The organism is Cytobacillus sp. OWB-43 (assembly GCF_034651445.1).
GTDB lineage: Bacteria > Bacillota > Bacilli > Bacillales > Cytobacillaceae > Cytobacillus > Cytobacillus kochii.
On sequence record NZ_JAYEFF010000007.1, the window covers coordinates 72,260 to 96,910 of the forward strand.

Sequence of the window (24,651 nt, forward strand, 5' to 3'; positions counted from 1 at the left end):
CTTCACCCATTCATTCAATCTCGCAAGAACTATTATTTTTTATAACCAGGAGTTTCTTCGCGTATTTTTTACATTGAGCAAGAGGAATTACTTCATCAAAAGAGAATTCATATATAGCTTGGATGTTATGGGCCAATTCATTAGTATCGTCAACAGTTTGTACTATTTGGAGGATATCAGCTATTTCCGTATCGTAATTGCCTGTACCGATTTGAAATGGGTCCCAATCATTTAAACAATCTACTAACAATAGATTCATTTGTTGTGTATTCATTATACATTCACCTTATTATTTTTCATTTATGTTTACATATCTTATCATATAGATAGAAATCGATAAATAAAGAAATGGTGGGATAGAAGTGGAAAATCAATATTTTCATGAAATTTTTGATCGTAAAAATACGTCATCAGTGAAGTGGGAATTGACCAAAACGGTTTTTGGAGAAGAAGACGTCCTTCCAATGTGGGTCGCAGATATGGATTTCAAACCGCCTAAAGAGGTAACAAATGCACTACAAAAACGTTTAGATCACGGAATTTATGGTTATACATTTGCGTCCCCATCCTTACCAAAAGCAATCAAGGATTGGGTAAGTGTTCATCACGGCTGGGATATTCCCCTGCAGTCCATATTATACAATACCGGTGTGGTTCCATCTTTGGCAGCGGTCGTACAGACCTATACAGAAGAAGGGGACAATATATTAATACATACCCCTGTTTATCCACCATTCACAAATGTCATTGAAAGTAATCATCGTAAAGTTTTACGTTCTCCACTTAAGCTTGTTAATGGACATTACAAAATTGATTTTGATGACTTTGAACAGCAACTCAAAAAAGGGGCGAAAATGTTTATTCTCTGTAATCCTCATAATCCAGGAGGAAATGTGTGGTCAAAAGAAGATTTACAGAAGATCGGTGACTTATGTATCGCTTATGATTGCTTAATCCTATCAGATGAAATTCATGCAGACCTCGTCTATAAGCCAAAAAAACATGTCGCTATCGCTAGCTTAAGCGAGGAACTGAGAGGCCAGACGATTACATGCATTGCACCAACGAAAACTTTTAATATTGCTGGGTTGCAAGCATCCGCCCTTATTATTCCAAATGAGACATTAAGGAAAAAATTTGAAGATTTTCAAGCAAGACAAGGCTTCCATCAATTATCCATCTTTGGAATGGTCGGCATGGAAGCTGCTTATACCCATGGAGCAGAATGGTTAGAAGCTTTACTCTCATATTTACAACAAAATATCCAGAGTGTAAAAAGTTTTATTGATAAAGAATTGCCTGATATTGATGTCGTTGATCCAGAAGGGACGTATTTAATCTGGCTAGATTGTCGTAAACTCGGCTTAACTGATGATGACATTCAGCAAAAGCTTGTAAAGAAAGGAAAACTTGGATTAGAGCCAGGACCAAAATATGGCCCAGGTGGTGAAGGGTTTGTCCGTATGAACATCGCCTGCCCTCATGATATACTTATGGATGGACTTCACCGTTTAAAAACAGCATTTTCATAAGGATTCTGTAAAAACATGTCCGAAAAACTATTTCCGACATGTTTTTTTATTTCAATAAATTCTCTTCTATATGCTTTTTTATTTCTAGCCAATCTTCTATTGTCACACTATACATCACTGTGTGACGAATTTCTCCATTCCTACGAATCATATGATTACGTAATATTCCCTCCTTCTTAGCACCTATTCTCTCAATTGCCTTTTGTGATTGGAGGTTCTCATGGCCTGTTTTTATTTGTACTCGATTAAATTTCAGTTCTTCAAAACAATAAGACAATAAAAGGTGTTTACAATTTGTATTGATTGCACTGCGCCAATAATGAGGATGAATCCATGTTGAACCGATTTCTAACCTTTTATGGGTAAGGTCCACATCTAAAAACCAGGTACAGCCAATAATTTGCTGCTCCTTTTTATTAAAAATAACAAAAGGGAACTCTCTTCCTTCTTCACGCTTTTTGATACCCGCTTCAACATATGTAACGACGTCACTATATTGGGTTAAATCCACTGACATATGTGTCCAAATTGACTCGTCTTTCGCTGCCTTGCTTATCCCTTCAATATGACAAGTTTCCATTGGAATCAGTTGTACTACACTATTTTCTAGTAGCTTCATAAAGTCCCCTCCCTTTAACCTATTAAAGCATATTTACTATAAAATAAATACGCTTTTTACATAATATTCTTACTTTTATTCACGCAATGATTTTCATAAATTTTATTTTAAAAAACTTATGACTCACTTCGTTCACTTAATGGTTTACTCTCTTCCATCGATAAACCAGCCTAGTTTTTTATCGTTTCCTAAGCAATAAAAAAGAACAAATTCCTTCCAGAATTTGTTCTTTCTTCCATTCATATAATATTGGTTAACTCTTACTATTTTGTGCTTCTTTCTGCTTTGGTTCTTTGTCTTTCGAAATCACTCCACAGGCAATTCTTTCCCCGGAGTCGCCAGAAGGCTGTGTCATTCCATCATCTGTTTTTTCATCAATGACAATAGATGTACCATCTTTTGTTAATAATGAAGACTTTTCATCTTTCATTGTAACTTCAGCTGCAACTAAGTCTGTCTTCACTTTCCCATTATCTTCCACAATAATATTAGGTAAATCACCCGCATGATGACCATCTTGATTCAGTAAACCATGATCTTTATCTTCGGGATTAAAGTGATTACCAGCCGATTTAAAGTCAGGAGCCTCACACTCACCTTTCTCATGGATATGAATAGCATGATCCCCAGGTGGCAGACCTTTTAAATCTAACCCTAACTTGACCCCACTGGCTTGCTCTTCTAATTTAACCTTACCAAGAGAATCCCCAACTGCGTTAAACATCTCTACATCTACCTTTTTTACTTCCTGTTCTGTACAACCCATTAATAAAACAGATAGACTAAATAATAAATAAACTATCTTCTTATTCATAAAGAAAGCCTCCAAAAAGAAAATCATGCACTTAGCTTTTCCCAATCCAAAAAAAATACAACCACTACTCAAAGTGGTTGTCGAAAAGTTTACAAACATGAAAGTTGTCTTCAATCAACAGAAGAGTTTTTACTTTTTTGTTTTAATTGGTCTTCGAGTTCGCGTGTTTTTTCACTCTCTTTTTTTGAGTGGTGAATAAACCATCTCATTACAAATGCTGCGAGAATCATAAAGGCAACTAACCATATAACGGCCGGAATATATTCTGTCTTGTCTTCTGGAAAATAAAGAAATAAAGAAAACACATAAGTTTGAAGCACGGCTATGTTCCTTTCTTACTTTCGTTGATATCCTTATTATAACAGTCGATGTAATCTATACCAACCTTTATTCGATGACTTGTATTTTCTCAATAATCACGTCTTCTACTGGTTTATCGTTTTCATTTACTTCTACTTGTGCAATATCATCAACAATATCCATTCCATCTATCACCTGTCCAAAAACAGTATGACGCCCATCTAGCCATGGCGTTCCACCACTTTCCACATATTTCTCAATAATTTCAGCTGGATATTCATTATCTTTCATCTGTTGTTCTAGGCCATCCCCTAATGTTGTATTCTGAACAATGAAAAATTGACTACCATTTGTATCAGCACCTTTGTTAGCCATCGATAAGGCACCGCGAATATTAAATAATTGATTAGAGAATTCATCCTCAAAGTATTCCCCGTAAATACTTTCTCCACCAAGTCCTGTGCCTTCAGGGTCTCCACCTTGGACCATAAACTCTTTCATAACACGATGAAAGATAACGCCATCATAATAGCCTTCTTTACTATGAGTGATAAAGTTTTCTACTGTCTTTGGTGCAATATCGGGAAAAAGTTTAATCGTAATTTCGCCTAATGATGTTACCAACTTAACGACTTGCTCATTTTCCCCTACTTCATTGGAAAGCTGTGGGAAACCTTTTACTTTAGCAGCTTCGCCTGTATCATCTTCTTGTGTTTTTTCCTCTGCTGTTGACTTGTCCTCTTTGTCTGCATCAGTTGTATCGTTATTCTCACCACAACCAGCAAGTAATAAAAGAAGCGTGGCAAATAAAACAAACCATTTTTTTCTCATTTTCTCACTCCCAAGCATATGTATTATACTACCATTATTTTAATATTGTACCGCTTTGTAAAGAGCCTATCTATCTGTTTTATGGATTGTCTTTCATTTCTTTCTCATTCATAATATAGGCAAGATCAATTGTTAGGAGGTACATCAATGAGTGAATTAAATATTGGAGATAAAGTTACCGGGATATACAAAACAGGGAAATATATTGGAGAAATCACAGACATCCGTCCGCAAAGTTATTTGGTAAGGGTCTTAGCAGTGCTGAAGCATCCTACACAAGGTGATCTTCACCATCCTAAAGAAGTAGACGGCGTTTTCTTTCAAGAAAGAAGAGCCTTGGCATATAGGGAACAAACGAATGTCCCTTTAAAAATGGTGAAACCTTTTACCGAAGATATTCCCGACTATCAAGATTCACTTCAAGAAGCCATTGAAAAAATGCGTGCAGAATTACTTAGCAAAAACACGCAATGGGCAGAAAAAAGCTTAATGAACTTAAAATCATTAGAAAAAGACTATTTTAAATAATTGTTTTTAAACGAACTGTCACAGATTGAGTCCTAAATCACATTGAGTAATTTAGGACTTAAACACCCCTTAACAGTCCATCTCTTTTGCCTACAGTTCTGGCTGATTTTGAAATCATTTATGTGGGCATTTCTTTGTACTCCATATTTCTAGTTAGCTCCTTTGCTTTTCTGATATTTGCTTTCTCAATAGTATGTGTGCGCTTCGGCTTGCTAACCGTCATTCCTTCTCTCACACCATGAATCCAATGCAAGCTAGTACTGGATTAAGTGGAGTAGATTAGCAACAGTACTGTAAAAACAGCGACTTTTTTCATTCGTAGTTTAGCAGCACCTTGACCACTTTTTTTGCATAAGGTTTGATATTAAAAACAGGTTTACATGCAAAAAAATAAGACCCAATTTCACTTTGAGTCCTTACACATGTTGCTTCAACAGCTTAGAAAAATCTATGACATCCCCGATTGTAGCAGGCTTTGGTTTCTTTAGATAGCGCTTATCTTTTTCCACAAGCTTAAAGATCTGATAAGTCGTTAAGGCATCATCCAATGCTTTATGGTGCTTCCCCGTGCCTTCTTTTCCATACTCTTGCACAGCTCTCCATAAACCTGTCTGATTCTGATTACCGAAGAATCGTTTATATTCCATTGATAAATCTATTTCTTTACCATCAAAGGGAAACGGTAACTCCGTATGTAAACAATTATTTCGCAGCACCTTCATATCCATATTTCCCCATGTAACGATTTTTAAGGAGGAGACAGTTGGTATTTTCGAAAACTGGTCTAGCATTTGTTTAAAAGTGATGCCTGTATCAACCTGTTGTTGAGAAATTTTCAAAAACGAGCTACACCTTTTAGATAAATGAGGGTACTTAATTGGTTTCACATAAGATGAAAACTGGTCAACGATGTTTCCACCCTCTACCAAAATATAGCCTACTTCAATGATTTCAGGATAAAACCCTTTCCAATTCCGTTCTGGCATTGTAAATTCAAAATCAATAAATAAATACCTTGCTCCTTCCATCAGCTGAGATCCCCCTTTTTACGTAAATAATAAGAAAAGATCCTTTCTTTAAACGGATTTTTCCGTGTACTCTTTATTGTTATTATAGCATGCTATTTTTTTATTTTTCAGTTATTTGAATTAAAACCTAAATATACTCCATCATATTCCTGACTGTCCCAAATATGTACCTTTTTATTTCTCATGTGATGTACGCTCATTTCAGAAAAACCCCAAAACCCCTTACCTAAATAAACCAAAGAAGTTATGCATCGTATTAGGATTGCATTATTCATTATAATCTCATAATCATTTCAAATAAAAAAGATCCGAGCAAAGTCAAATTTGCCCGGACCTTCCAAGTCTCATTAGTCATATTTACCACGTATTTTTGAAAATTTTCTCAAGACACTTCTCTAATTTTCACGTACTCTCTCGGAGCAAAATCAGATACATCCGCTTCTATTTCCAGATTACTCCATTCACTTTCATACTTTTTAGATTGATCTGCCTTCAGTTTATTTGACATTTCCTGAGATTCAACGAACCAAGCACTGCAGAAAATAATGGCAAATATGCCTATAGCAGTTATTATTTTCCCAAACATTTACAAACCACCACCTAAAAATAGTTTGTATAATTATTCGTTTTTTTATTCATTTAAAAAATTTTTGCCAAAAATCGACGTGTTTCTACTTATTTATAAAGTTTATGGGGAAACCTACTGCTAGAGGATTTCTTCAATGCAACTGATAACTTTTTACGTTATAATTACTACCGTAGCTGTTGAACTTTAGTATGAATAGCATATTTCTCTGCATTATCTTGCAATTCACAGATTTTTTCTTCAAAAGGGGGTAATTTCTTGTCACTGTTACATTTGGCGATTATTGCGCCATTTATTATCGCAGTGTTTGTACCGCTAATATATAAAAATATTAAGTCAGTACACACAGGGTGGTTTATACTACCACTTCCTATTCTGCTGTTCATTTATTTCAGTAGTTTTATTTCTAAAACAACAAATAAACAAGTAACAATGGAATCGTTTTCATGGATCTCTTCTTTAGGAATTGACTTCACAGTTAAAGTGGATGGACTAGGTTTATTATTCGCTTTATTAATTACTGGGATTGGTTCGTTAGTTATTCTGTATTCTATTTACTATCTTTCTAAACAGAAAGAGAAATTAAATACATTCTATGTTTATTTATTGCTGTTCATGGGGGCAATGCTTGGTGTTGTTTTATCAGACAATTTAATTGTCCTTTATGCGTTTTGGGAATTAACTAGCTTTTCATCTTTTCTCTTAATTGGCTATTGGTACAATCGAGAGAAATCACGTTATGGTGCACAAAAATCAATGATTATCACCGTTTTAGGTGGACTAGCTATGTTGGGAGGAATCATCCTTCTCTATAACATGACCGGAACGTTCAGTATTACCGAAATTGTCGCACAAGCTGACACAATTATTGATCACCCACTTTTTGTTGCCGCTCTTTTATGTATTCTATTAGGTGCATTCACGAAATCGGCACAATTTCCATTCCATATCTGGTTACCAGATGCGATGGAAGCACCAACCCCTGTTAGTGCTTACCTTCACTCAGCTACAATGGTTAAAGCGGGGATCTATCTAGTAGCTAGAATGAGTCCAGTTTTTGCCGAAGACACTTTATGGATGGGGCTCATCATTGCTTTTGGATTGTTCACATTATTCTGGGGATCCTTCTCAGCGGTCAAACAAACAGATCTAAAATCTATCCTAGCCTTTTCGACCATAAGTCAACTTGGATTAATTATGTCTTTACTAGGCGTAGGAGCTGCTGCGCTGCATTACGAACAACCTGAATATTTTATGGTAGCAACTACTGCTGCAATTTTCCATTTGATGAACCATGCTACCTTTAAAGGAAGTTTATTTATGGTCGTAGGGATAGTCGACCATGAAACAGGTACAAGGGATATTCGTAAGCTAGGTGGTTTGATGAATCTCATGCCAATTACATTTACGATTGCTATAATTGGCACCTTTGCTATGGCTGGGTTACCACCATTCAATGGCTTCCTTAGCAAAGAGATGTTCTTTACTGGTATGATTAATGCACTTCATATGGATTTTGATTGGAGCATTATTATTCCAGTTATTGCTTGGATTGCGAGTGTGTTTACTTTCATATACAGTATGATCCTTGTTTTCAAAACATTTACAGGGAAATATCAACCAGAGAAATTAGAGAAAAAACCGCATGAAGCCCCTATTGGTATGCTTATTTCTCCAATTATTTTAGCATCATTAGTTATTGTAATCGGCTTTTTCCCTAATCTCGTAAAACCTTTGTTAGTACCTGCTATAGAAACGATTATGCCTATGTATGAGTTTGATGTTCATATTTCTATGTGGCACGGTTTTAATACAGAATTATTTATGACAATCGGTGTTATTATTGTTGGGATTCTAATGTACCTTGGATTAAATAAATGGCGTGGCATTTATGGTATTTTCCCGGAGAAAATTACACTTAACCGCTTCTATGATGGGTTACTTGATTCAATGTATAAAGGCTCTTACAGCTTAAATCGCAATGTAATGTCAGGATCCATTAACCATTATTTAAGCTATATGTTTATTTTCATGGTTGTGCTTATTATTGGTTCATTATTTGGGCTAGACGCTTTCGCCTTTAGCACTGATAATTTAGCGCCAATTGAATTCTACGAAGTAATACTAACATTTATTGTGGCTGCTGCATCTATCGCTCTATTGTTTACTAAGTCTCGTATTGTTTCTATTCTACTAACTGGAACAATAGGATATATGGTTGCCTTGCTATTCATCGTTTTTAGAGCGCCAGATTTAGCGCTCACTCAATTGGTGATTGAGACAATTTCTGTATCACTATTCTTACTTTGCTTCTATCACTTACCGAAGAAATTGACAGACGATCCTGTACCAGTGAAAGTGCGAAATGCCATTATTTCAGTAGGGGTTGGCTTATTCGTCATTTTAGTTGGATTAACAGCGCATAGTACGAAACTATTTGATTCTATTTCACAATATTATATTGAGAATACGTATAGTGAAGCTGCTGGGAAGAACATGGTTAATGTAATCTTAGTTGACTTTAGGGGCTTTGATACGATGTTTGAAATCGCCGTGTTAGGTATTGCTGCATTAGCTATTTTCGGTCTGATTAAGCTAAGGAGAAATGGAGGAAAGAAAATTGAAAACAAGTAACGTTATCTTGCAATCGATGACGAAAGTGTTATTATTTCTCATCATGATTTTCTCCATTTATATCTTTTTTGCTGGACATTATACACCTGGAGGCGGATTTGTAGGCGGCTTATTAACGTCAGGCGCCATCCTGCTTCTACTCTTAGCCTATGACCTTCAAACAGTAAGAAATATTTTACCATTCAACTTCTTATATATGGTTGCACTTGGTTTAGTTTTTGCTATTGGAACAGGTGCAGGTGCATTTATTTACAACAAACCTTTTTTAACACATGCATTTGGAGACCTTCATGTACCTATTTTAGGTGAGCTTCACTTGCATACAGCGACATTGTTTGATCTAGGGGTATATCTTGTTGTTGTAGGTGTAACGATGTCCATTATTCAAACGATAGGAGGAGATGATGAATAATGGAAATACTAATGATTTTTATTGCCGGCATTCTTTTCATGTCTGCAACCTATTTGATGCTTTCACGAAGTGTTGTGCGAATCATTTTAGGGACAACTGTATTAAGTCATGGCGTACATCTTCTCTTATTAACTATGGGAGGCTTGAAGAGAGGTGCACCACCTTTAGTGGGTGAAGAAGCAAGCGCATATACAGACCCTCTTCCTCAAGCACTCATTTTGACAGCAATCGTTATTGCTTTTGGAGTTACTGCTCTATTCCTCGTATTAGGGTATCGCTCATACAAAGAACTTGGCACAGATAATATGGAGAAATTGAGAGGAAATGATGGCAATGATTAATTTTTTGATACTCCCTATTCTAGTTCCGTTAATTACCGCCGTCATTCTGATCTTTTTAAATAAATCAGTTATTGCTCAAAGGTGGGTTGCTGGTCTATCAGCCTTTGCTACAGTCATTCTATCTGCACTATTAGTGAATCAGGTAAAAAATGACGGTATACAAACATTAAACTTATCGAACTGGGATGCCCCTTTTGGTATAACCCTTGTTTCTGATATGTTATCATCTTTACTTGTATTAACAACGAGTATCGTCGCATTTGCATGTATTATTTATTCATTTAAAGGAATTGGCGAAGATCGTGAAAAATATCATTTTTATGCCGCTTTACAATTTTTAATTGTTGGTGTAAATGGTGCTTTTACGACAGGCGATATTTTTAACCTTTTTGTATTTTTTGAAGTCATGTTAATGTCTTCTTATGCTTTAATTCTACTCGGTGGAACGAAAATTCAATTAAGAGAATCCATCAAGTATATTTTAGTTAACGTTATTTCTTCCGGTTTATTCGTCATTGCAGTTGGTTACCTTTATTCGGTCGTAGGAACTTTGAATATGGCGCATATTGCTGAGAGAGTGAGTGAAATAAGCGGGGTTTCTCAACCTGGTGTGATTACGATTATTGGAATCATATTCCTCATCGTCTTTGGTTTGAAAGGGGCAATATTCCCGTTATATTTCTGGTTACCGGGCTCTTATTATGCACCTCCAGCACCTGTAATGGCTATTTTTGGAGCACTCCTCACAAAAGTCGGTGTATATTCTATTATTAGAACTTACTCCCTATTCTTTTACGAAGAAGGTGGATATGTTCAACAAGTGATCATGATCTTAGCGATTTTAACTATTATTACTGGGATTATCGGTGCACTGGCTTATTGGGATGTTAAAAAGATTATCATATACAACATTATTGTTGCTGTCGGTATCATTCTGTTCGGAGTAAGTACAATGAATGAAAATGCTTTAACAGGATCAATATTCTATCTTATTCATGACATGATTATCAAAGCAGGGTTATTCTTACTTGTTGGGTTAATGGCAACCATTACAGGTACAAATAACTTAAAGCAAATGGGCGGATTAATAAAGAATTATCCAGGGTTCAGCTGGACATTCTTCCTTGCAGCACTTGCATTAGCTGGTATTCCACCATTAAGTGGTTTCGTTGGAAAAGTCCTTATTGTTCAAGGTGGATTTTCATCTGAACACTTCATTGGCGCTGCAATTGTGTTAGCATCTAGCTTATTCGTGCTCATCTCTATTATGAAAATCTTTATTAATGGCATTTGGGGCGAACCAAAAACATTTGCAAATGAAAAGACAGTTCCTTATAAGCAGTTATTAATCGCTCCAGTGATCTTAGTCATTCTTTCTATCTGCTATGGTGTAGGTGCAGATTTTGTTTATCCGTATATCTCTCAAGCTGCTGAAAGTTTAATCAACACCAATTTATATATCGATGCAGTTCTAAAGGAGTAGTGAGTATGGCAGTTCAAATTTTATTAAATGTTTGTCTTGGGTTTATGTGGATGTTTCTAACAACAACGTATGATCTAGTGGCATTTATCAAAGGATACTTTTTTGGCCTACTCATTTTGTTTGTATTTAGAAATTTCTTCAGCAGCCGTTTTTATTTGTACCGTGTTTATGCAGTGGTTAAATTGCTCTTTATCTTTATACGAGAGCTAATTCTAGCCAACATTGCTGTCGTTAAGATTGTGTTAACACCTAAGCTACACAACACGCCTGGGATATTTGCCTATCCAACAAGTTTAGAAAAGGACTGGGAAATTACCACACTATCTAACTTAATTACCCTAACACCAGGTACGTTAGTAGTAGATATATCAGAAGATAAGAAAATCCTTTTTGTACATGCTGTAGATATGAATGATGTCCAGGATGAAATAGAAGCGATTCAAACAAGCTTCGAAAAGGCGATTATGGAGGTGAGCCGAAAATGATACAAACTGCCGTTACAATTGCAATCATTTGTTTAGCTCTATCCATGCTTGCATTAGTCTACCGAATCATTAAAGGCCCAACATTGCCGGATCGTATCGTTGCTTTAGACGCCGTTGGTGTAAACATTGTTGGTATTGTCGCGTTAATATGTATCAAAGTAGATACAACTGCCTATGTAGAGTTCATTTTACTATTTGGGATATTAGCGTTTATCGGGACAGTAGCCTTCTCCAAATATCTAGAGAAGGGAGTCATCATTGATCATGATAGAGATCGCTAATATTATCATCGTCATATTTATTATTCTCGGAGCGTTCTTTCACTTAATAGCTGCGCTAGGTGTAATCAGATTACCTGATGTATATACGAGAAACCATGCTGCTTCAAAAGCTGCTACACTTGGTGTCCTTTGTATATTATTAGCTGCATTCTTTTACTTTTATTTTCATGAGAGTGAGTTTAATACAAGAGTACTTCTCTGCATCGTCTTTATGTTTTTAACAGCTCCAGTTGCTGGCCATTTACTTGGAAGAGCAGCCTATCATCATGGCGTAAAAATGGAAGGTAGTAAGGTTGATGATTACCAAGAATACCTCGAGATAAAGAAATCTAATGAACAACAAAAATATGAAGAATTTAAAAAGAAATTAGGGAAGAATCTATAAAAAAAAACGCTACCATATGCAATCTAAACTGCATGTAGGTGGCGTTTTTTTTATTTTAATAAACAAATTTTCCAATCGTGACTAATCAAATGAATGAAACGTAACTAAGTGCGGTTTATTAAAAATGATTGTTGTGTGGATACTGGACACCATGCGAAGGTTTAACTTTCATATCATACAATGCCACATATAAAACCAAAAAAAAACAGGGTAGAAATTACCTTTCCACCCGCATTTCATTAAGACTTTTTCAATTTTAAAACAGCCATTGTACACCTTGATGCACATATTAATTTTTCTTGTTCATCGACGATCTTTATTTCCCAAACCATCGTTGTTTTTCCTTGATGTAGAACTGTTGCAATTGCTGTCACAACGCCGTCTTTCTTTGACTTAATATGGTTAGCATTAATCTCTAGTCCTGCTACACCTTCTGTTTCTTTATCAACGAGTTCATAAGCACCTAAGCTCGCTACAGTTTCAGCAAGCGCTACAGAAGCCCCTCCATGAAGGATACCAAATGGCTGTCTCGTTCTGCCGTCTACAGGCATAGTGGCAACAACCTTTCCCTTTTCAAGGCTTGTAATTTCAATACCTAACGTTTCTATCATTGTTTTTGGATACATATGTACGCCTCCCCTCAACTACCATTATAACCGAACATATATTTTATGGGAATATTCTGTTTAATCATAGAATAAGCCTTAGGCACATATATTTATGCTAATGCGATATTGAAAGGAGACCTATGATGTATCCTACACGTTTTAATCCCTCTCCTATTTGTCCGTATCCTTATACCTATCCTATATATTGCCACCCTTATCCACCAATACCTATACGTTCATTCCCTCCAGTTAATCCGGATCAGTTCATTCAATCAGCAAAAGCAATGGAAGTATTAATGAATAGTGCTAGTAAATTACTTGATAAAATGGCGAAGTCCAGAGAATACTCCTATAATATTATGACTGCTGCCCAGGAATCAAATCAAACAAAAGTTAATCAATTAATTGATTCTGCTAATCTGAACAATCATCCGAAAGTTACTTATACACCAGATGGATTAACATTAAATTTTCAATCTGCCGGTGATCAAAGTGCGAATTTGTCATTAAAATTAAAATGGACTACGATGCAAATGTAGGGGTAAGCCATATTTTCAAACCTAATATAGAAGAGCAGTCAATTTACGACTGCTTTTTATTTTTTTATAATCTTGGTTATGATTTTGCTGTACTATCCTTCAATATATAAATTTAAGCTTACAAAAAAATACCACAGCATCTCTCCGTGGTATCATTTTTATCTAGTTAATCTCATTATTTATATTAATATTTGGTCCATAAAGATTGGGATTGCCAGCATAGGGATTTTGGTAGCCACCAAAACCTTGATTGCCATATGGAACAGGGCCGGGGCCGTAACCGTATCCATATGGTGGACAAGGTCCTCCAAAACACGGCCTAGGTCTAAAGAACAGCGGTGCGGCTAACGCCCCTCCCGCTAATCCTCCAAGAAAACCGCCAACAAATGGCGCCGCCAAAAAGGGAAAAAAGCGTTCATCCGCAACACCAGGATGTCGATAATAATAATGCACTAGGGATTACCTCCTTTAATTAAAAGCTGGGTACCTTCCCTATTACATATGCATCTATCATCAATTAAGCGTGGGCTTAATGTGAGTTATTATCATTTACTCTTCGTTAAAATAGCATCCGCGATTCCATAATCCACCGCTTCTTGTGCGCTCATAAAATAATCACGTTCTGTATCCAACTTCACCTTGTCTAATGGTTGATTTGTTTTCTCGGCAATCATTTGGTTGGTTACGTCTTTTAGCTTTAATATCCTTCTTGCAGAGATCTCAATATCTGTCGCTTGCCCTCTTGCACCACCTAAGGGCTGATGAATCATTACTTCGCTATGAGGAAGCACAAATCGTTTTCCTTTCGTGCCAGATAGAAGCAGTAGTGCACCAAATGAGGCAGCCATCCCTGTACAGATAGTGCGAATATCACACCTAACATAGTCGAGTGTATCTAAAATAGCAAAGCCCGCTGTTGTTGATCCTCCAGGACTATTAATATAGAGTGAAATATCTTTTTTCTCATCTTCTGCAGCTAAAAATAGTATTTGAGCAACAATATTATTCGCCATATGATCATTGATTTCTTCACCAATCATAATAATCCGATCTCTCAATAGTCTTGAATAAATGTCATAGGACCGTTCACCTTTAGCCGTTTGTTCAATTACATAAGGTATTGTACTCATTAGGAAACCTCCAAAAGGCAAGCATTAAGCTGCCATCATATTGAAAGCATTTGAAGGGGTGCTTTGCTTGGAAGTACTATAATGATTAATTATTGGCAGTAATTTGATAAGCTCAGTGGGATGTTGATGCTCAAATGCACGATGGAAAACTTGAAAGATTTTTCTCTCGACCGGCTCATCCCATTGCTGATTTAATTCTTTCATATCTGTTCCTAAACGTCTTCTTGCTCGATGCAATAAACTCTTAACAGAGGCTTCTTTCATATTTAACATCTCTGCAATTTCACTATTCTTAAATAAAAACGCTTCTTTTAATGAAAAAGCTAGCGCCTGTTGCACAGTTAATTTCTCTAATAATAATTCAATTGTTTCTGTCAAATGATGATTTCTTGTTTCGATATCAACATGATTTTCTGTTAATTGCTCTTTTTTCTTTTTTCTAACCACATCGATCCATTGATGATAAGCAATTTTCTTTAACAAAGCTCGTGTTAATTTAGCCTCGTTATACTTCATTGCCTTCAAGATGGTTTCTTGCGCTATGTCCTCTCCATCCCACTCATTTTGGCAAAGAAAGGTGCAATAGCTTACTAAGTCTCGATAATACTTTTTCGCAATCAAATCTAACGTTGCTGACCGGCTTACCATCTGCTCCTTCTGCATTGTTTCCTTCACCCCTTCACACTTTCTATTACTTAAACGGCTATAAGTGAAAAAAAGATATGGGTCAATAAAATTTTTTTCTTAATAAGCTTTAGCCCAATAGACAAGATGCTGTGCTTCTTCTTTACAGCAAACACACGCTTTAGCAATCGCCGTTTCATCAAATGGCATACATCGGGAAGTCACACTTGTGTCTTCTTTTATTTTCTCTTCGCATGCTTGATTGCCACACCACATCGCTTTGACGAATCCTTGTTTTTCATTAAATATCTGCTTAAACTCTTCATAAGTATATGCTTCATACGTATGTTCGTTGCGATGTTCTTTTGCCTTATGATAAAGTGAAGTTTGAACCTTTTCTAAGAGTTGAACAATTGTTTCTTCTAGATTTTCTAATGGAGTGACCATTTTCTCCCCTGTATCTCTTCTTGCAAGTACGACTTGGCCCTTTTCAATATCTTTAGGACCTACTTCTAAGCGAATGGGCACACCCTTCATTTCATATTCATTAAATTTCCAACCTGGCTTTTTATCACTTGCATCAATATCTACGCGCGCTACTTTACTTAGTCTTTCTTTTAAATCATAGGCAAAATCTAATACGCCACCCTTATGTTGCGCAATAGGAACAATCATTACCTGCTTTGGGGCAACCTTTGGCGGAATTACTAAACCTCTGTCATCACCGTGGACCATAATCATCGCACCGATAATTCTGGTTGTGAATCCCCAAGAAGTTTGCTGCACATACTGCTCTTTTCCATCTTGGTCGGTAAATTGAATCCCAAATGCCTTTGCAAAGCCATCTCCTAAATGATGAGATGTCCCTGATTGTAGCGCTTTACCATCATGCATTAAACTTTCAATTGTATAAGTTAATTTAGCGCCAGCAAACTTTTCTTTTTCCGTTTTCTTGCCTTTAACAACAGGGATAGCTAAAAGATTTTCACAAATATCTGCATAGACTTCTAGCATCTTTACTGTTTCTTCTAACGCTTCTTCATCCGTCGCATGACAAGTATGGCCCTCTTGCCATAAAAACTCCAACGTTCGTAAAAATGGTCTTGTTGTTTTCTCCCATCGAACAACATTTGACCATTGATTATAAAGCTTTGGTAAATCACGATAAGAGTGAATAATATTTTTATAATGTTCTCCGAATAGTACTTCTGATGTCGGGCGCACACAAAGTCTCTCAGCAAGCTCATCTTCCCCACCATGAGTTACCCAAGCGACTTCTGGGGCAAATCCTTCAATATGATCTTTTTCTTTCTGAAGAAGGCTTTCAGGTATAAATAGAGGCATATAAACATTTTCATGCCCAGTTTCTTTTATCTTTTGATCAAGTGCTGATTTAATGTTCTCCCAAAGGGCGTAACCATATGGACGAATAATCATTGAACCTCTCACACTCGAATAATCGACTAAATCAGCTTTCTTTACGACATCTGTATACCATTGTGGAAAATCTTCATTCATTGATGTTATTTCTTTCACAAACTGCTTACCCATATTGACACCTCATTTTTAATTTTTATTCTTTCAAAGACACAAAAAAGCCCTGCTTTCAAATAGGGACCCAATGACTGGTGGTACCACCCTATTTCAAAGCAAAGCTTTGCACTCTTATTGATAACGGTTCAACAAGTAAACCGCATATTCTAAAGAATATGTACTCAGAGGGCAGGTTCAGCTTTTCATTAATAGATATCTTACAGCACAAACGGATACCTTCTCTGAAAATAATGATGAAAACTTACTATTCCTCATCAACGATTAACTATTTTTTGAAGATTATATAGAGTTTAATGAAAAATGTCAAATTTTGATTGAAGGCTCTTGGTCTAATGGCTTTTTACTTCTCTTTTTAGCCCTCTCAAGTGACCTTTTTTCTATTACTAGACTAATTGGTACACAAGAAGAGGCAAAAAAATAAGATGATCAATAACAGAATGTGAAAAGATAAACCTTTCCGTACAAAGAATACAATCCATTTTTCTATTTTAATATTTTGAAGGAATTCGATTATCCCCTATATGTGTAACTAGAAAAATACAGCCCTATTAAATCCTTGAATGGTAAAGGGGCTCCTGAAGATACGTTAACCATCATAGCAAAAGAATACTAAATGAAGGCTATAAGAAAATCGCGTTCAACATGATTTAGTATCAACTGAACTACTCCTACAAATTCATACATCGTCTAATATATCATCCAAAAAGTAAAAAAACCTACCCCTATTAAGAGGTAGGAGAAAGTATCATTAGTTTGTTATTTCTTCATTTGCGAATGCTGCATCGACTTGAACATAATCATAACCTAAGTCCCTTGCGACTGCTTCATACGTTACATGCCCATTTACTACGTTTACCCCTAATTTCAATGCTGGGTTTTGTTCAACAGCTAGATGTGCACCTTTAGTCGCTATTTGTAATGCATAAGGAATTGTTACATTCGTTAATGCGATTGTTGATGTTCTTGGCACGGCACCTGGCATGTTTGCCACAGCATAATGCACAACACCATGTTTAATATATGTTGGATCATCATGTGTAGTTACATGATCAACCGTTTCAAGAATACCACCTTGGTCAACCGCAACGTCGATAACGACTGCACCAGGTTTCATCGTTTGAATCATTTCTTCTGTTACTAATTTTGGCGCTTTTGCTCCTGGAATGAGTACAGCACCAATTACAAGGTCAGCTTCTTTTACAGATTCAGCAATATTTAATGGATTAGACATTAATGTTTGAATGCTATTACCGAAAATATCATCAAGTTGACGAAGTCTTTCAGGGCTTAAATCAATGATTGTTACATCTGCACCAAGACCAATGGCCATTTTCGCAGCATTAATACCCACAACGCCCCCACCAATAATCGTCACTTTTCCTCGAGATACACCTGGCACACCTGCAAGTAATATTCCTTGGCCACCGTTTGTTTTTTGTAAGAATTGCGCTCCAACTTGTGTAGCCATTCTACCGGCAACTTCACTCATTGGTGTTAATAATGGAAGTGTACGGTTCACTTCAACTGTTTCATATGCAATAGCCGTTACTCCACTTTTCACTAGCGCATCTGCCAATTCTGGTTCTGCTGCTAAATGCAAATAAGTAAACAATACTAGGCCTTTACGGAAATAGTCATATTCAGTTGGTAGCGGTTCTTTTACCTTCATTACCATCTCCGCTGCCCATGCTTCTTTTGCCGTGCCTACGATTTTCGCGCCTGTTAACTCGTAATCTTGATCTTGAAATCCACTTCCGAGTCCTGCAGTCGTTTCAATAAGTACTTCATGTCCAGCTTTTACTAATGCATCTACCCCCGCTGGTGTCATTGCTACACGGTTCTCGTTGTTTTTAATCTCTTTAGGTACGCCGATAATCATATCCTTTTGGCCCCTTCCATTTATTATATTAATTTTTAAGTATGAATAAATTGCATAGAATAAATTGTCAAATAATAAATGACAATTTTATGTTTCCCTATTGTCAGTATAATAATAGAATGTTGAAATGACTTTGTTTATATTTGAAAAATGAAAAAGCATCATTTGTGTAATTTCACAAACGATGCTTTTTTTCTATGTATTTGCGGATTTGCAGTTCTAAATACAAGGAAAATTTCTCATGTGTACTTTTAAAGTTCACATGAGTGAGTTCTGTAATTCTCTTCAAACGATAATTTAATGTATTAACGTGAACATGCAGGACTTTAGCAGCGTCATTTACATTGCTATCATTTAAAATAAAGGCCTCTAGCGTCATTAATAGCTCCGTTCGATGAGCATGGTCATAATCAATTAAACGTTGGATGACGGGATGTTCATATGCATCACGGCTTCTTATATCAAGAATGGCATCCAAATATTTAAAGACACCTAATTGGTGATAAGTATAGATTTCTTGCATTTCTTTCGGATATTGTGATTTTAAACGAAGTACTTCTAAGCATTCTGAATAGCGATCTTCAACATGGTCATAGGTCAATTTCAAACTACTGCTGCCACTAATGATATGATCAATTTCAAACCTTACATACATTTGATTGATAACAAACTGTACAAACTCAGATAAATCTGTTTCATTTGCCTGTGTAGATGGCGGAGATGCTAGTAAGATAAAATCATTACCCATCGTTGCATAAAAAGTCATATGGATTTTTTGGCTCGTTGAAATAAGATAAATCATGCTTTGTTCTGTTTGCATGTCTATATCGTCAATAAAACGAAAAATAATGACAGCAGAGTGTAGAGATGGTTTGATATGAAAATCATCTAACTTGTCTACTACTTCTGCATGCTTGGGATATCTGCCAGTTAACAACTGCCAGAAAAAATCCTGATAGCTTTCTTCTCTTTTCTTTTTTTGACGATAAAGCTTCAACAATTCAATTCTTGCCGATTGAGCAGCCAGTTTTAGTAAATACATATCTTCTGCTGTAAGAGACTTATCTCGTTCGACCACCCAAATATAGCCAAGCACCTCTTCTTGATGCCTGATAGAGATTGCTACCCTATTCCCCAGCCCAATTTCTTTAATTTCTGGAATCTTTAATGGTTCAGCACTCCTTAATAATTGAGGTATAGCATCTGCTTTCCATAAACTATTTATTACCTTTTCGGGAACTTTTCTGCTAATAATCGTTGCAATTCTAGCCTGATCGGTTTGGTCATCATGCGTACTATAAGCTAATAACCGATGATTAGCATCTTCAATAGTAACTGGACATTCAAGAACATCTCTAATTTTATCCACAAATGTTTCTAAGTTATCAAATGATCGTTTAAATGGATCTTTCCCGTACTGTTTTTCTCTCCCCATTTCAAACCTCCAACTGCCTCTTTTTTTTATTATATCTAAACCTTTACATGCTGTCGAAAAGCTCTTTTTAAACTTATTGATTATTATAAATAGTTAAACTTTTTTAAAATTGATTGAAGTTATCCTTGTATAATTTTACAATAATAAGTATTCTTATAATTTTCCGTGCACTTCAATCATTTTATTAAGATAGTATGATTTTGGTTTATGTTTAAGAAAGCGATTACATCTAAAAAAATATAGTATGGTATGATATTCAACTATAGAGAGGAAGATTCATCTGTGGACATTATGAACATACTTGAAAAAGTTAATTCCTTTTTGTGGGGAACCCCCAGTTTAATCTTATTGTTTGGGACGGGCCTACTTCTAACAATCATGCTTAAAGGTCGTACATTTACGAAACTCTATTATGCTTTTAAATTAGCATTTACAAAGGAAGGGAACGCTAAGGATACAAATGATGAAGGCGATGTAAGTAATTTCAAAGCGTTAATGACTGCATTGGCAGCAACAATAGGGAATGGAAACATTGCTGGAGTCGCCACAGCTATCACTTTAGGTGGACCAGGCGCCATTTTTTGGATGTGGATTGTTGGGCTTTTCGGGATGGCTACTAAATACGCGGAAGCCTTACTAGCAATGAAATATCGTGTAAAGAATAGCAATGGTGAATATTCAAGTGGACCCATGTACTATATTGAGAGAGGATTAGGAGCTAAGTTTAAATGGTTAGCCATTGCCTTTGCCATTTTTGGTGCTTTTGCCGCTTTAGGTATAGGGAATAGCGTGCAATCTAATACGATTGCTCAAGTAGCTAGTGAATCCTTGGGTATCAACAGTGTTATTACTGGCATCGTTTTAGCTGTTTTTGCTTCACTCATTATTTTTGGAGGCATTCAAAGAATTAGTACCGTCGCTGGATACTTTGTTCCCATTATGGCTTTTCTTTATATTGGTGGCGCCTTAATCATCATTGCGGTTAATTATGAAATGATTATTCCGTCATTTCAATTAATTTTTCATTATGCTTTTAATCCGATCGCAGCAACCGGTGGTTTTGTAGGAGTTGTCGTATCAGAGGCAATTAAAAATGGTGTCTCAAAAGGAATCTTTTCTAATGAAGCTGGTTTAGGTACTGCTGCTTTAATCGCCGGTAATGCCAAAACAGACCATCCTGTGAAGCAAGCACTTGTTGCTATGACAGGCACTTTCATTGTTACCATCATCGTTTGTACAATGACTGGACTTGTATTAATCATTACTGGTTTTTGGGATTATACAGGAGGATTACTTTCTGGCGTAACCCATGACCCTAATCTCGATGGTGGTGCATTAACGAGTGCAGCGTTCGCATCAGTATTAGGAACAGCAGGAGAATATATCGTCGCTTTTTCTGTTATCTTTTTCGGATTTACAACAATTGTAGGCTGGTATGTATACGGTGAGAAATGCTTTGAATATATAGCTGGGACAAAAGGAATTGCAGGCTACCGCGCGATTTATATTATTGCTTGTGCAGCTGGTGCAATGGTTAACTTAGCTACCGTTTGGGCATTTGCTGATATGGCTAACGCATTAATGATGATTCCGAACTTAGTTGGTCTACTCCTGTTGAGGAAAGTTGTTGTACAAGAAACAGACGAATTCTTCACACAACATTATAAAATAAAATAATTGCCTTCATTACTCAAGAAATAAGAGCCTCACAAATTGAATGATTTGGGGGCTTTTTTATTATTTACTTGTTCATTTAATAAAAGGCATTCTTCTTCTTTATGTTTTTAAAGATCTTATAATGAAATAAGAATTCCTTACAATATAATTCTTCGTTGTGGTCAAAATCATAAATATTTAGAAACTCGGATAATATATTTCGATCTGCCTCTAGCCATTGATAAGCAATCCATAATTTATACTTTAATTGTTCATATAAGTGGTAATGCCCTGACTCATGGAAGATGTCTTCTAATTCGTATTCTGTCATTTTACCTGTCCTCCCATCTGTTTTCTTCATTGTCCCCACTAAGAACGATTATTACTCAAAAGGTTGTAAAATATTCACTATCTTTGACGAAGCAACACTTGTTTTGTCAAACGTAAAGGAAAATATATTTCTTTAAGCGAATGCTTCTTAATAAAGTAATGATAAGGAGGAGATTACTTTTGAATACAGGCGCTGTAGCGAAACTACTCGGTGTATCCCAAAGTACTATTCAGCGATGGATAAAACAGCTAAATTTAAATATGACAAAAAATGAGCATGGCCATTATGCTTACTCAGAAGAAGATATTCAATTATTAAAAAGAGTTCATGATCAATTAAATACAGGTGTCCTTCTTCAAGACGTAAAAGTAACTAGCAAAAAAATTCGGCACGCCACTATATCTAGTCCACAGATATCCAATGATGAACTAAGCGCAAGAATGGATATGTTAGAACAACGCTTAAATGCAAAAGCAGATGATGTGACTTCTTATCAGTTGCTACATCATCGGCAGGAGTTAGAAGAATTACACGCAGAAATTGAACGTTTACATGAACGTATACACATACTTGAAAAGAAGAATTTCATGCAAGTGTCTCCTATTCCCTCTGACAGCCCTACTGCTAGTATCTTACCCAAAAAAAGAATAAAAAAGCGTAATATTCTTACAATGCTTTTCGGCATTAAATTTTAAACAAAATTGGTTCCTCCTCAGATTTGGTTGGAACCATCTTGTTATCCTTTATGCGGTTATGCTTAAACGAATATCTGGTTCTAAAGATCGCGTTGGAAAACTAAAAGCAGATTGACTGAGGGTACTGATATTATGTCAATATCCTTTAATAGTTACTATTCATATCTTTTTGTTAAATCCTAGCTTCCTTTAGGTGTATATAGTGACATATGCAATGTTCGACTACATTTAGCTTTATGTGGCTTAGACTTTATTACTTTTTTATTTTTTTACTTGATTCTGCTTTGACGGTCAGATTTACAAACATTCTTAGTGTTCATTCATGAATCAGAAAACTTGACCTATATCCATTGCCTCAGGTCGAGTTCACAAAAATAAACCCAATCAAATATGATCGGGTTTAAATAATACTCGTTTATTCTTTTTATAATACCATTGCAGCAATCCAGCCAAATATAATGACAGGGATATTATAATGGATAAATGTTGGTACACATGTATCCCAAATATGATTATGATTACCATCCACATTCAAGCCCGATGTCGGTCCAAGTGTACTATCTGAAGCAGGAGAACCAGCATCACCTAAAGCAGCAGATGCACCGATTAACGCAATCGTAGCCATTGGACTAAATCCTAGCTCTAAACACAATGGCACAAAAATGGTCGTAATAATTGGGATGGTTGAAAAGGATGAACCAATACCAATCGTAACCAACAAGCCGACTAAAAGCATTAGTAATGCACCAAGAGCTTGATTATTACCTATCATCTCAGCTACATTCGACACAAGGACTTCAACATCCCCTGTTTCTTTCAGTACATCACCGAAACCAAATGCCGCGAGCATAACAAATCCGATAAATGCCATCATTTTCATTCCATCTGTTAATAAGCTATCTGCTTCAGCGCCCTTTATGGTCCCACTTAAATAGACAGTTATAATACCGGCCACTGCTCCCATAATCATTGAATCTAGTTGTATTTGTACAACTAACGCAATAATGATTGATAATACAGCAAATAAGACACCGCGCCTACTATAAGATACCGTTTCAGTTTCTATGATTTCTGATGATTGATGATAGTCTCGCGGTTTTCGATAAGATATAAATACGGCTATTATTAATCCAACAACCATACCTAAAGCTGGCAGTAGCATAGCTAGTGGTATTTGTTGCATATCAACATTCAAACCACTACTTGTCATATTGTCTGCTAAGATTTGGTGAAATATTTGGCCAAACCCTGCAGGGATAAGCATATAAGGAGTAACTAAACCAAATGTAAGAACGGAAGCAATCAGTCTTCTGTCTATCTTCAATTCATTCATCACTTTTAATAATGGTGGGACTAAGATAGGGATAAATGCAATATGAATAGGAATTAGATTTTGTGAGAAACACGCCATAATTAACAATGATAAAATGACTAATGTTTTAGATAATCCTTTCTTCCTTGTCTCTCCTTCTTTCCCTACCTTTTGAATAATTTTATCAACAAGGAGATTAGGTAGACCTGTACGAGAAATAGCAATAGCAAAGCCTCCTAATAAAGCATAACTAAGCGCTACTTCTGCACTGCCACCTAAACCATTTGTAAAGACTTCAATTGTGTTTGTTATACCAAGTCCACCTGTTAATCCTCCCACCAATGCACCTATAATAAGGGATAACACGACATTTACACGTAATAGACTTAGTATTAACATGACTAATACAGCAAGTAAAACAGCATTCATGATTAAAACCTTTCTTTCTATTTATTATTTGCTTTATTTTAGTAAAGTGTTAGAGTAATAAATTAACATACTCATTCAAGTTCGTCAAATAATGGATTTTTAAGAAAAGTGTCATAATTCCCATTCTTATTCATCATGTTATCGAAGGTTTCACCTTTGCAAATGTGAGTTCTAAGGAGGAACAAAAAAGCATCTTAAGG

General features: G+C 36.0%; 28 protein-coding genes and 1 other annotated feature. Of the genes, 12 read left to right on the forward strand and 16 right to left on the reverse strand.

The genetic code is table 11. The features are described from left to right. Positions 1-10: 10 nt before the first annotated feature. Complete coding sequence (locus U9M49_RS19490; protein WP_095372075.1) at positions 11-274, reverse strand: DUF1871 family protein; 264 nt, start codon at positions 272-274, stop codon at positions 11-13. A gap of 88 nt (positions 275-362) precedes the next feature. Here U9M49_RS19490 and U9M49_RS19495 point away from each other — a divergent pair, with 88 nt between their 5' ends. Beyond that, on the forward strand, positions 363-1,532 hold the full coding sequence (locus tag U9M49_RS19495; protein WP_095372074.1) for a MalY/PatB family protein: 1,170 nt from the start codon (positions 363-365) through the stop codon (positions 1,530-1,532). A 46-nt stretch (positions 1,533-1,578) separates the two neighbouring features. Here the strand turns inward: U9M49_RS19495 and U9M49_RS19500 are convergent, their stop codons facing one another. The 4 genes from U9M49_RS19500 to U9M49_RS19515 all read right to left on the reverse strand — a co-directional run bounded on the left by U9M49_RS19500 (position 1,579) and on the right by U9M49_RS19515 (position 4,096). Beyond that, the gene (locus U9M49_RS19500; protein WP_322910409.1) at positions 1,579-2,151 is read right to left on the reverse strand and encodes a GNAT family protein; all 573 of its coding nucleotides are present in this window, start codon (positions 2,149-2,151) and stop codon (positions 1,579-1,581) included. 253 nt (positions 2,152-2,404) lie between these two features. Then, the gene (locus tag U9M49_RS19505) at positions 2,405-2,965 is read right to left on the reverse strand and encodes a superoxide dismutase family protein (RefSeq protein ID WP_322910410.1); all 561 of its coding nucleotides are present in this window, start codon (positions 2,963-2,965) and stop codon (positions 2,405-2,407) included. A 110-nt stretch (positions 2,966-3,075) separates the two neighbouring features. After that, on the reverse strand, positions 3,076-3,285 hold the full coding sequence (locus U9M49_RS19510; RefSeq protein WP_095372071.1) for a hypothetical protein: 210 nt from the start codon (positions 3,283-3,285) through the stop codon (positions 3,076-3,078). A 67-nt stretch (positions 3,286-3,352) separates the two neighbouring features. Further along, on the reverse strand, positions 3,353-4,096 hold the full coding sequence (locus U9M49_RS19515; protein ID WP_095372070.1) for a peptidylprolyl isomerase: 744 nt from the start codon (positions 4,094-4,096) through the stop codon (positions 3,353-3,355). A gap of 147 nt (positions 4,097-4,243) precedes the next feature. Here U9M49_RS19515 and U9M49_RS19520 point away from each other — a divergent pair, with 147 nt between their 5' ends. Further along, positions 4,244-4,624, forward strand: coding sequence for a kinase-associated lipoprotein B (locus tag U9M49_RS19520; protein ID WP_095372069.1), 381 nt, complete (start codon positions 4,244-4,246; stop codon positions 4,622-4,624). 416 nt (positions 4,625-5,040) lie between these two features. On the opposite strand, the gene kapD is transcribed toward U9M49_RS19520, so the two are convergent. Together kapD and U9M49_RS19530 are read right to left on the reverse strand one after the other, a co-directional pair. Continuing rightward, the gene (gene kapD / locus U9M49_RS19525) at positions 5,041-5,655 is read right to left on the reverse strand and encodes a 3'-5' exonuclease KapD (protein WP_095372068.1); all 615 of its coding nucleotides are present in this window, start codon (positions 5,653-5,655) and stop codon (positions 5,041-5,043) included. Positions 5,656-6,034: 379 nt separating this feature from the next. After that, a complete protein-coding gene (locus U9M49_RS19530; RefSeq protein ID WP_095372067.1) occupies positions 6,035-6,238 on the reverse strand; it encodes a hypothetical protein in 204 nt (67 codons plus the stop codon). A gap of 258 nt (positions 6,239-6,496) precedes the next feature. On the opposite strand from U9M49_RS19530, the gene U9M49_RS19535 reads away from it, so the two are divergent. Genes U9M49_RS19535 through mnhG form a run of 7 tightly spaced genes read left to right on the forward strand, consistent with a single transcriptional unit; the run spans position 6,497 to position 12,259 of the window. Continuing rightward, positions 6,497-8,872, forward strand: coding sequence for a Na+/H+ antiporter subunit A (locus U9M49_RS19535; RefSeq protein WP_095372066.1), 2,376 nt, complete (start codon positions 6,497-6,499; stop codon positions 8,870-8,872). After that, a complete protein-coding gene (locus tag U9M49_RS19540) occupies positions 8,844-9,284 on the forward strand; it encodes a Na(+)/H(+) antiporter subunit B (protein ID WP_180316937.1) in 441 nt (146 codons plus the stop codon). Before U9M49_RS19535 ends, U9M49_RS19540 begins: the two co-directional genes overlap by 29 nt. Beyond that, on the forward strand, positions 9,284-9,625 hold the full coding sequence (locus tag U9M49_RS19545; protein WP_095372064.1) for a Na(+)/H(+) antiporter subunit C: 342 nt from the start codon (positions 9,284-9,286) through the stop codon (positions 9,623-9,625). The genes U9M49_RS19540 and U9M49_RS19545 overlap by 1 nt, the downstream gene beginning before the upstream one ends. Further along, positions 9,618-11,108 (forward strand): Na+/H+ antiporter subunit D, encoded by a 1,491-nt coding sequence (locus tag U9M49_RS19550; RefSeq protein ID WP_095373614.1) that lies wholly within the window; start codon positions 9,618-9,620, stop codon positions 11,106-11,108. The genes U9M49_RS19545 and U9M49_RS19550 overlap by 8 nt, the downstream gene beginning before the upstream one ends. A gap of 5 nt (positions 11,109-11,113) precedes the next feature. Next, positions 11,114-11,593, forward strand: a complete 480-nt coding sequence (locus U9M49_RS19555; RefSeq protein WP_095372063.1) for a Na+/H+ antiporter subunit E — start codon at positions 11,114-11,116, stop codon at positions 11,591-11,593. Continuing rightward, positions 11,590-11,874, forward strand: coding sequence for a Na(+)/H(+) antiporter subunit F1 (locus tag U9M49_RS19560; protein ID WP_095372062.1), 285 nt, complete (start codon positions 11,590-11,592; stop codon positions 11,872-11,874). The genes U9M49_RS19555 and U9M49_RS19560 overlap by 4 nt, the downstream gene beginning before the upstream one ends. Beyond that, a complete protein-coding gene (gene mnhG / locus U9M49_RS19565; RefSeq protein WP_095372061.1) occupies positions 11,858-12,259 on the forward strand; it encodes a monovalent cation/H(+) antiporter subunit G in 402 nt (133 codons plus the stop codon). Before U9M49_RS19560 ends, mnhG begins: the two co-directional genes overlap by 17 nt. 239 nt (positions 12,260-12,498) lie before the next feature. On the opposite strand, the gene U9M49_RS19570 is transcribed toward mnhG, so the two are convergent. Next, on the reverse strand, positions 12,499-12,885 hold the full coding sequence (locus U9M49_RS19570) for a hotdog fold thioesterase (protein ID WP_095372060.1): 387 nt from the start codon (positions 12,883-12,885) through the stop codon (positions 12,499-12,501). A gap of 125 nt (positions 12,886-13,010) precedes the next feature. Here U9M49_RS19570 and U9M49_RS19575 point away from each other — a divergent pair, with 125 nt between their 5' ends. Beyond that, a complete protein-coding gene (locus U9M49_RS19575; protein ID WP_095372059.1) occupies positions 13,011-13,406 on the forward strand; it encodes a hypothetical protein in 396 nt (131 codons plus the stop codon). Between the two features lie 162 nt (positions 13,407-13,568). Here the strand turns inward: U9M49_RS19575 and U9M49_RS19580 are convergent, their stop codons facing one another. The 6 genes from U9M49_RS19580 to U9M49_RS19605 all read right to left on the reverse strand — a co-directional run bounded on the left by U9M49_RS19580 (position 13,569) and on the right by U9M49_RS19605 (position 20,028). After that, positions 13,569-13,859, reverse strand: coding sequence for a hypothetical protein (locus tag U9M49_RS19580; protein WP_180316908.1), 291 nt, complete (start codon positions 13,857-13,859; stop codon positions 13,569-13,571). A gap of 92 nt (positions 13,860-13,951) precedes the next feature. After that, positions 13,952-14,536, reverse strand: coding sequence for an ATP-dependent Clp protease proteolytic subunit (locus tag U9M49_RS19585; RefSeq protein WP_307318159.1), 585 nt, complete (start codon positions 14,534-14,536; stop codon positions 13,952-13,954). A gap of 24 nt (positions 14,537-14,560) precedes the next feature. Beyond that, positions 14,561-15,199, reverse strand: a complete 639-nt coding sequence (locus tag U9M49_RS19590) for a sigma-70 family RNA polymerase sigma factor (protein WP_322910411.1) — start codon at positions 15,197-15,199, stop codon at positions 14,561-14,563. 81 nt (positions 15,200-15,280) lie between these two features. Further along, positions 15,281-16,711, reverse strand: coding sequence for a proline--tRNA ligase (proS, locus tag U9M49_RS19595; RefSeq protein ID WP_322910412.1), 1,431 nt, complete (start codon positions 16,709-16,711; stop codon positions 15,281-15,283). Between the two features lie 58 nt (positions 16,712-16,769). Next, positions 16,770-16,981, reverse strand: a binding site (T-box leader). A gap of 481 nt (positions 16,982-17,462) precedes the next feature. Continuing rightward, positions 17,463-18,593 carry an alanine dehydrogenase gene (gene ald / locus U9M49_RS19600; RefSeq protein ID WP_307318163.1) on the reverse strand — a complete coding sequence of 377 codons (1,131 nt, stop codon included), beginning with the start codon at positions 18,591-18,593 and terminating at the stop codon, positions 17,463-17,465. A gap of 175 nt (positions 18,594-18,768) precedes the next feature. Next, a complete protein-coding gene (locus U9M49_RS19605; RefSeq protein ID WP_322910413.1) occupies positions 18,769-20,028 on the reverse strand; it encodes a PucR family transcriptional regulator in 1,260 nt (419 codons plus the stop codon). 291 nt (positions 20,029-20,319) lie between these two features. On the opposite strand from U9M49_RS19605, the gene U9M49_RS19610 reads away from it, so the two are divergent. Further along, positions 20,320-21,705, forward strand: a complete 1,386-nt coding sequence (locus U9M49_RS19610) for a sodium:alanine symporter family protein (protein ID WP_322910440.1) — start codon at positions 20,320-20,322, stop codon at positions 21,703-21,705. A gap of 76 nt (positions 21,706-21,781) precedes the next feature. Here the strand turns inward: U9M49_RS19610 and U9M49_RS19615 are convergent, their stop codons facing one another. After that, positions 21,782-22,015 carry a hypothetical protein gene (locus U9M49_RS19615; RefSeq protein ID WP_095372053.1) on the reverse strand — a complete coding sequence of 78 codons (234 nt, stop codon included), beginning with the start codon at positions 22,013-22,015 and terminating at the stop codon, positions 21,782-21,784. A 179-nt stretch (positions 22,016-22,194) separates the two neighbouring features. On the opposite strand from U9M49_RS19615, the gene U9M49_RS19620 reads away from it, so the two are divergent. Continuing rightward, positions 22,195-22,710, forward strand: coding sequence for a MerR family transcriptional regulator (locus U9M49_RS19620; RefSeq protein WP_322910414.1), 516 nt, complete (start codon positions 22,195-22,197; stop codon positions 22,708-22,710). 424 nt (positions 22,711-23,134) lie between these two features. Here U9M49_RS19620 and U9M49_RS19625 read toward each other — a convergent pair whose 3' ends face one another. Further along, positions 23,135-24,451 carry a Na+/H+ antiporter family protein gene (locus tag U9M49_RS19625; protein WP_322910415.1) on the reverse strand — a complete coding sequence of 439 codons (1,317 nt, stop codon included), beginning with the start codon at positions 24,449-24,451 and terminating at the stop codon, positions 23,135-23,137. Positions 24,452-24,651 lie beyond the last annotated feature (200 nt).

Excerpts from the sequence above, each read along its gene's own strand:
- U9M49_RS19575 (WP_095372059.1), top strand. The coding sequence starts at position 13,011 with ATGTATCCTACACGTTTTAATCCCTCTCCTATTTGTCCGTATCCTTAT.
- U9M49_RS19605 (WP_322910413.1), bottom strand. The coding sequence starts at position 20,028 with ATGGGGAGAGAAAAACAGTACGGGAAAGATCCATTTAAACGATCATTT.
- proS (WP_322910412.1), bottom strand. The coding sequence starts at position 16,711 with ATGGGTAAGCAGTTTGTGAAAGAAATAACATCAATGAATGAAGATTTT.
- U9M49_RS19505 (WP_322910410.1), bottom strand. The coding sequence starts at position 2,965 with ATGAATAAGAAGATAGTTTATTTATTATTTAGTCTATCTGTTTTATTA.
- U9M49_RS19530 (WP_095372067.1), bottom strand. The coding sequence starts at position 6,238 with ATGTTTGGGAAAATAATAACTGCTATAGGCATATTTGCCATTATTTTC.
- U9M49_RS19550 (WP_095373614.1), top strand. The coding sequence starts at position 9,618 with ATGATTAATTTTTTGATACTCCCTATTCTAGTTCCGTTAATTACCGCC.
- U9M49_RS19570 (WP_095372060.1), bottom strand. The coding sequence starts at position 12,885 with ATGTATCCAAAAACAATGATAGAAACGTTAGGTATTGAAATTACAAGC.
- U9M49_RS19560 (WP_095372062.1), top strand. The coding sequence starts at position 11,590 with ATGATACAAACTGCCGTTACAATTGCAATCATTTGTTTAGCTCTATCC.
- U9M49_RS19540 (WP_180316937.1), top strand. The coding sequence starts at position 8,844 with ATGGAGGAAAGAAAATTGAAAACAAGTAACGTTATCTTGCAATCGATG.
- U9M49_RS19490 (WP_095372075.1), bottom strand. The coding sequence starts at position 274 with ATGAATACACAACAAATGAATCTATTGTTAGTAGATTGTTTAAATGAT.
- mnhG (WP_095372061.1), top strand. The coding sequence starts at position 11,858 with ATGATAGAGATCGCTAATATTATCATCGTCATATTTATTATTCTCGGA.
- U9M49_RS19555 (WP_095372063.1), top strand. The coding sequence starts at position 11,114 with ATGGCAGTTCAAATTTTATTAAATGTTTGTCTTGGGTTTATGTGGATG.
- U9M49_RS19545 (WP_095372064.1), top strand. The coding sequence starts at position 9,284 with ATGGAAATACTAATGATTTTTATTGCCGGCATTCTTTTCATGTCTGCA.
- U9M49_RS19615 (WP_095372053.1), bottom strand. The coding sequence starts at position 22,015 with ATGACAGAATACGAATTAGAAGACATCTTCCATGAGTCAGGGCATTAC.
- U9M49_RS19585 (WP_307318159.1), bottom strand. The coding sequence starts at position 14,536 with ATGAGTACAATACCTTATGTAATTGAACAAACGGCTAAAGGTGAACGG.
- U9M49_RS19500 (WP_322910409.1), bottom strand. The coding sequence starts at position 2,151 with ATGAAGCTACTAGAAAATAGTGTAGTACAACTGATTCCAATGGAAACT.
- U9M49_RS19590 (WP_322910411.1), bottom strand. The coding sequence starts at position 15,199 with ATGCAGAAGGAGCAGATGGTAAGCCGGTCAGCAACGTTAGATTTGATT.
- U9M49_RS19515 (WP_095372070.1), bottom strand. The coding sequence starts at position 4,096 with ATGAGAAAAAAATGGTTTGTTTTATTTGCCACGCTTCTTTTATTACTT.
- U9M49_RS19520 (WP_095372069.1), top strand. The coding sequence starts at position 4,244 with ATGAGTGAATTAAATATTGGAGATAAAGTTACCGGGATATACAAAACA.
- U9M49_RS19625 (WP_322910415.1), bottom strand. The coding sequence starts at position 24,451 with ATGAATGCTGTTTTACTTGCTGTATTAGTCATGTTAATACTAAGTCTA.
- U9M49_RS19610 (WP_322910440.1), top strand. The coding sequence starts at position 20,320 with ATGAACATACTTGAAAAAGTTAATTCCTTTTTGTGGGGAACCCCCAGT.
- ald (WP_307318163.1), bottom strand. The coding sequence starts at position 18,593 with ATGATTATCGGCGTACCTAAAGAGATTAAAAACAACGAGAACCGTGTA.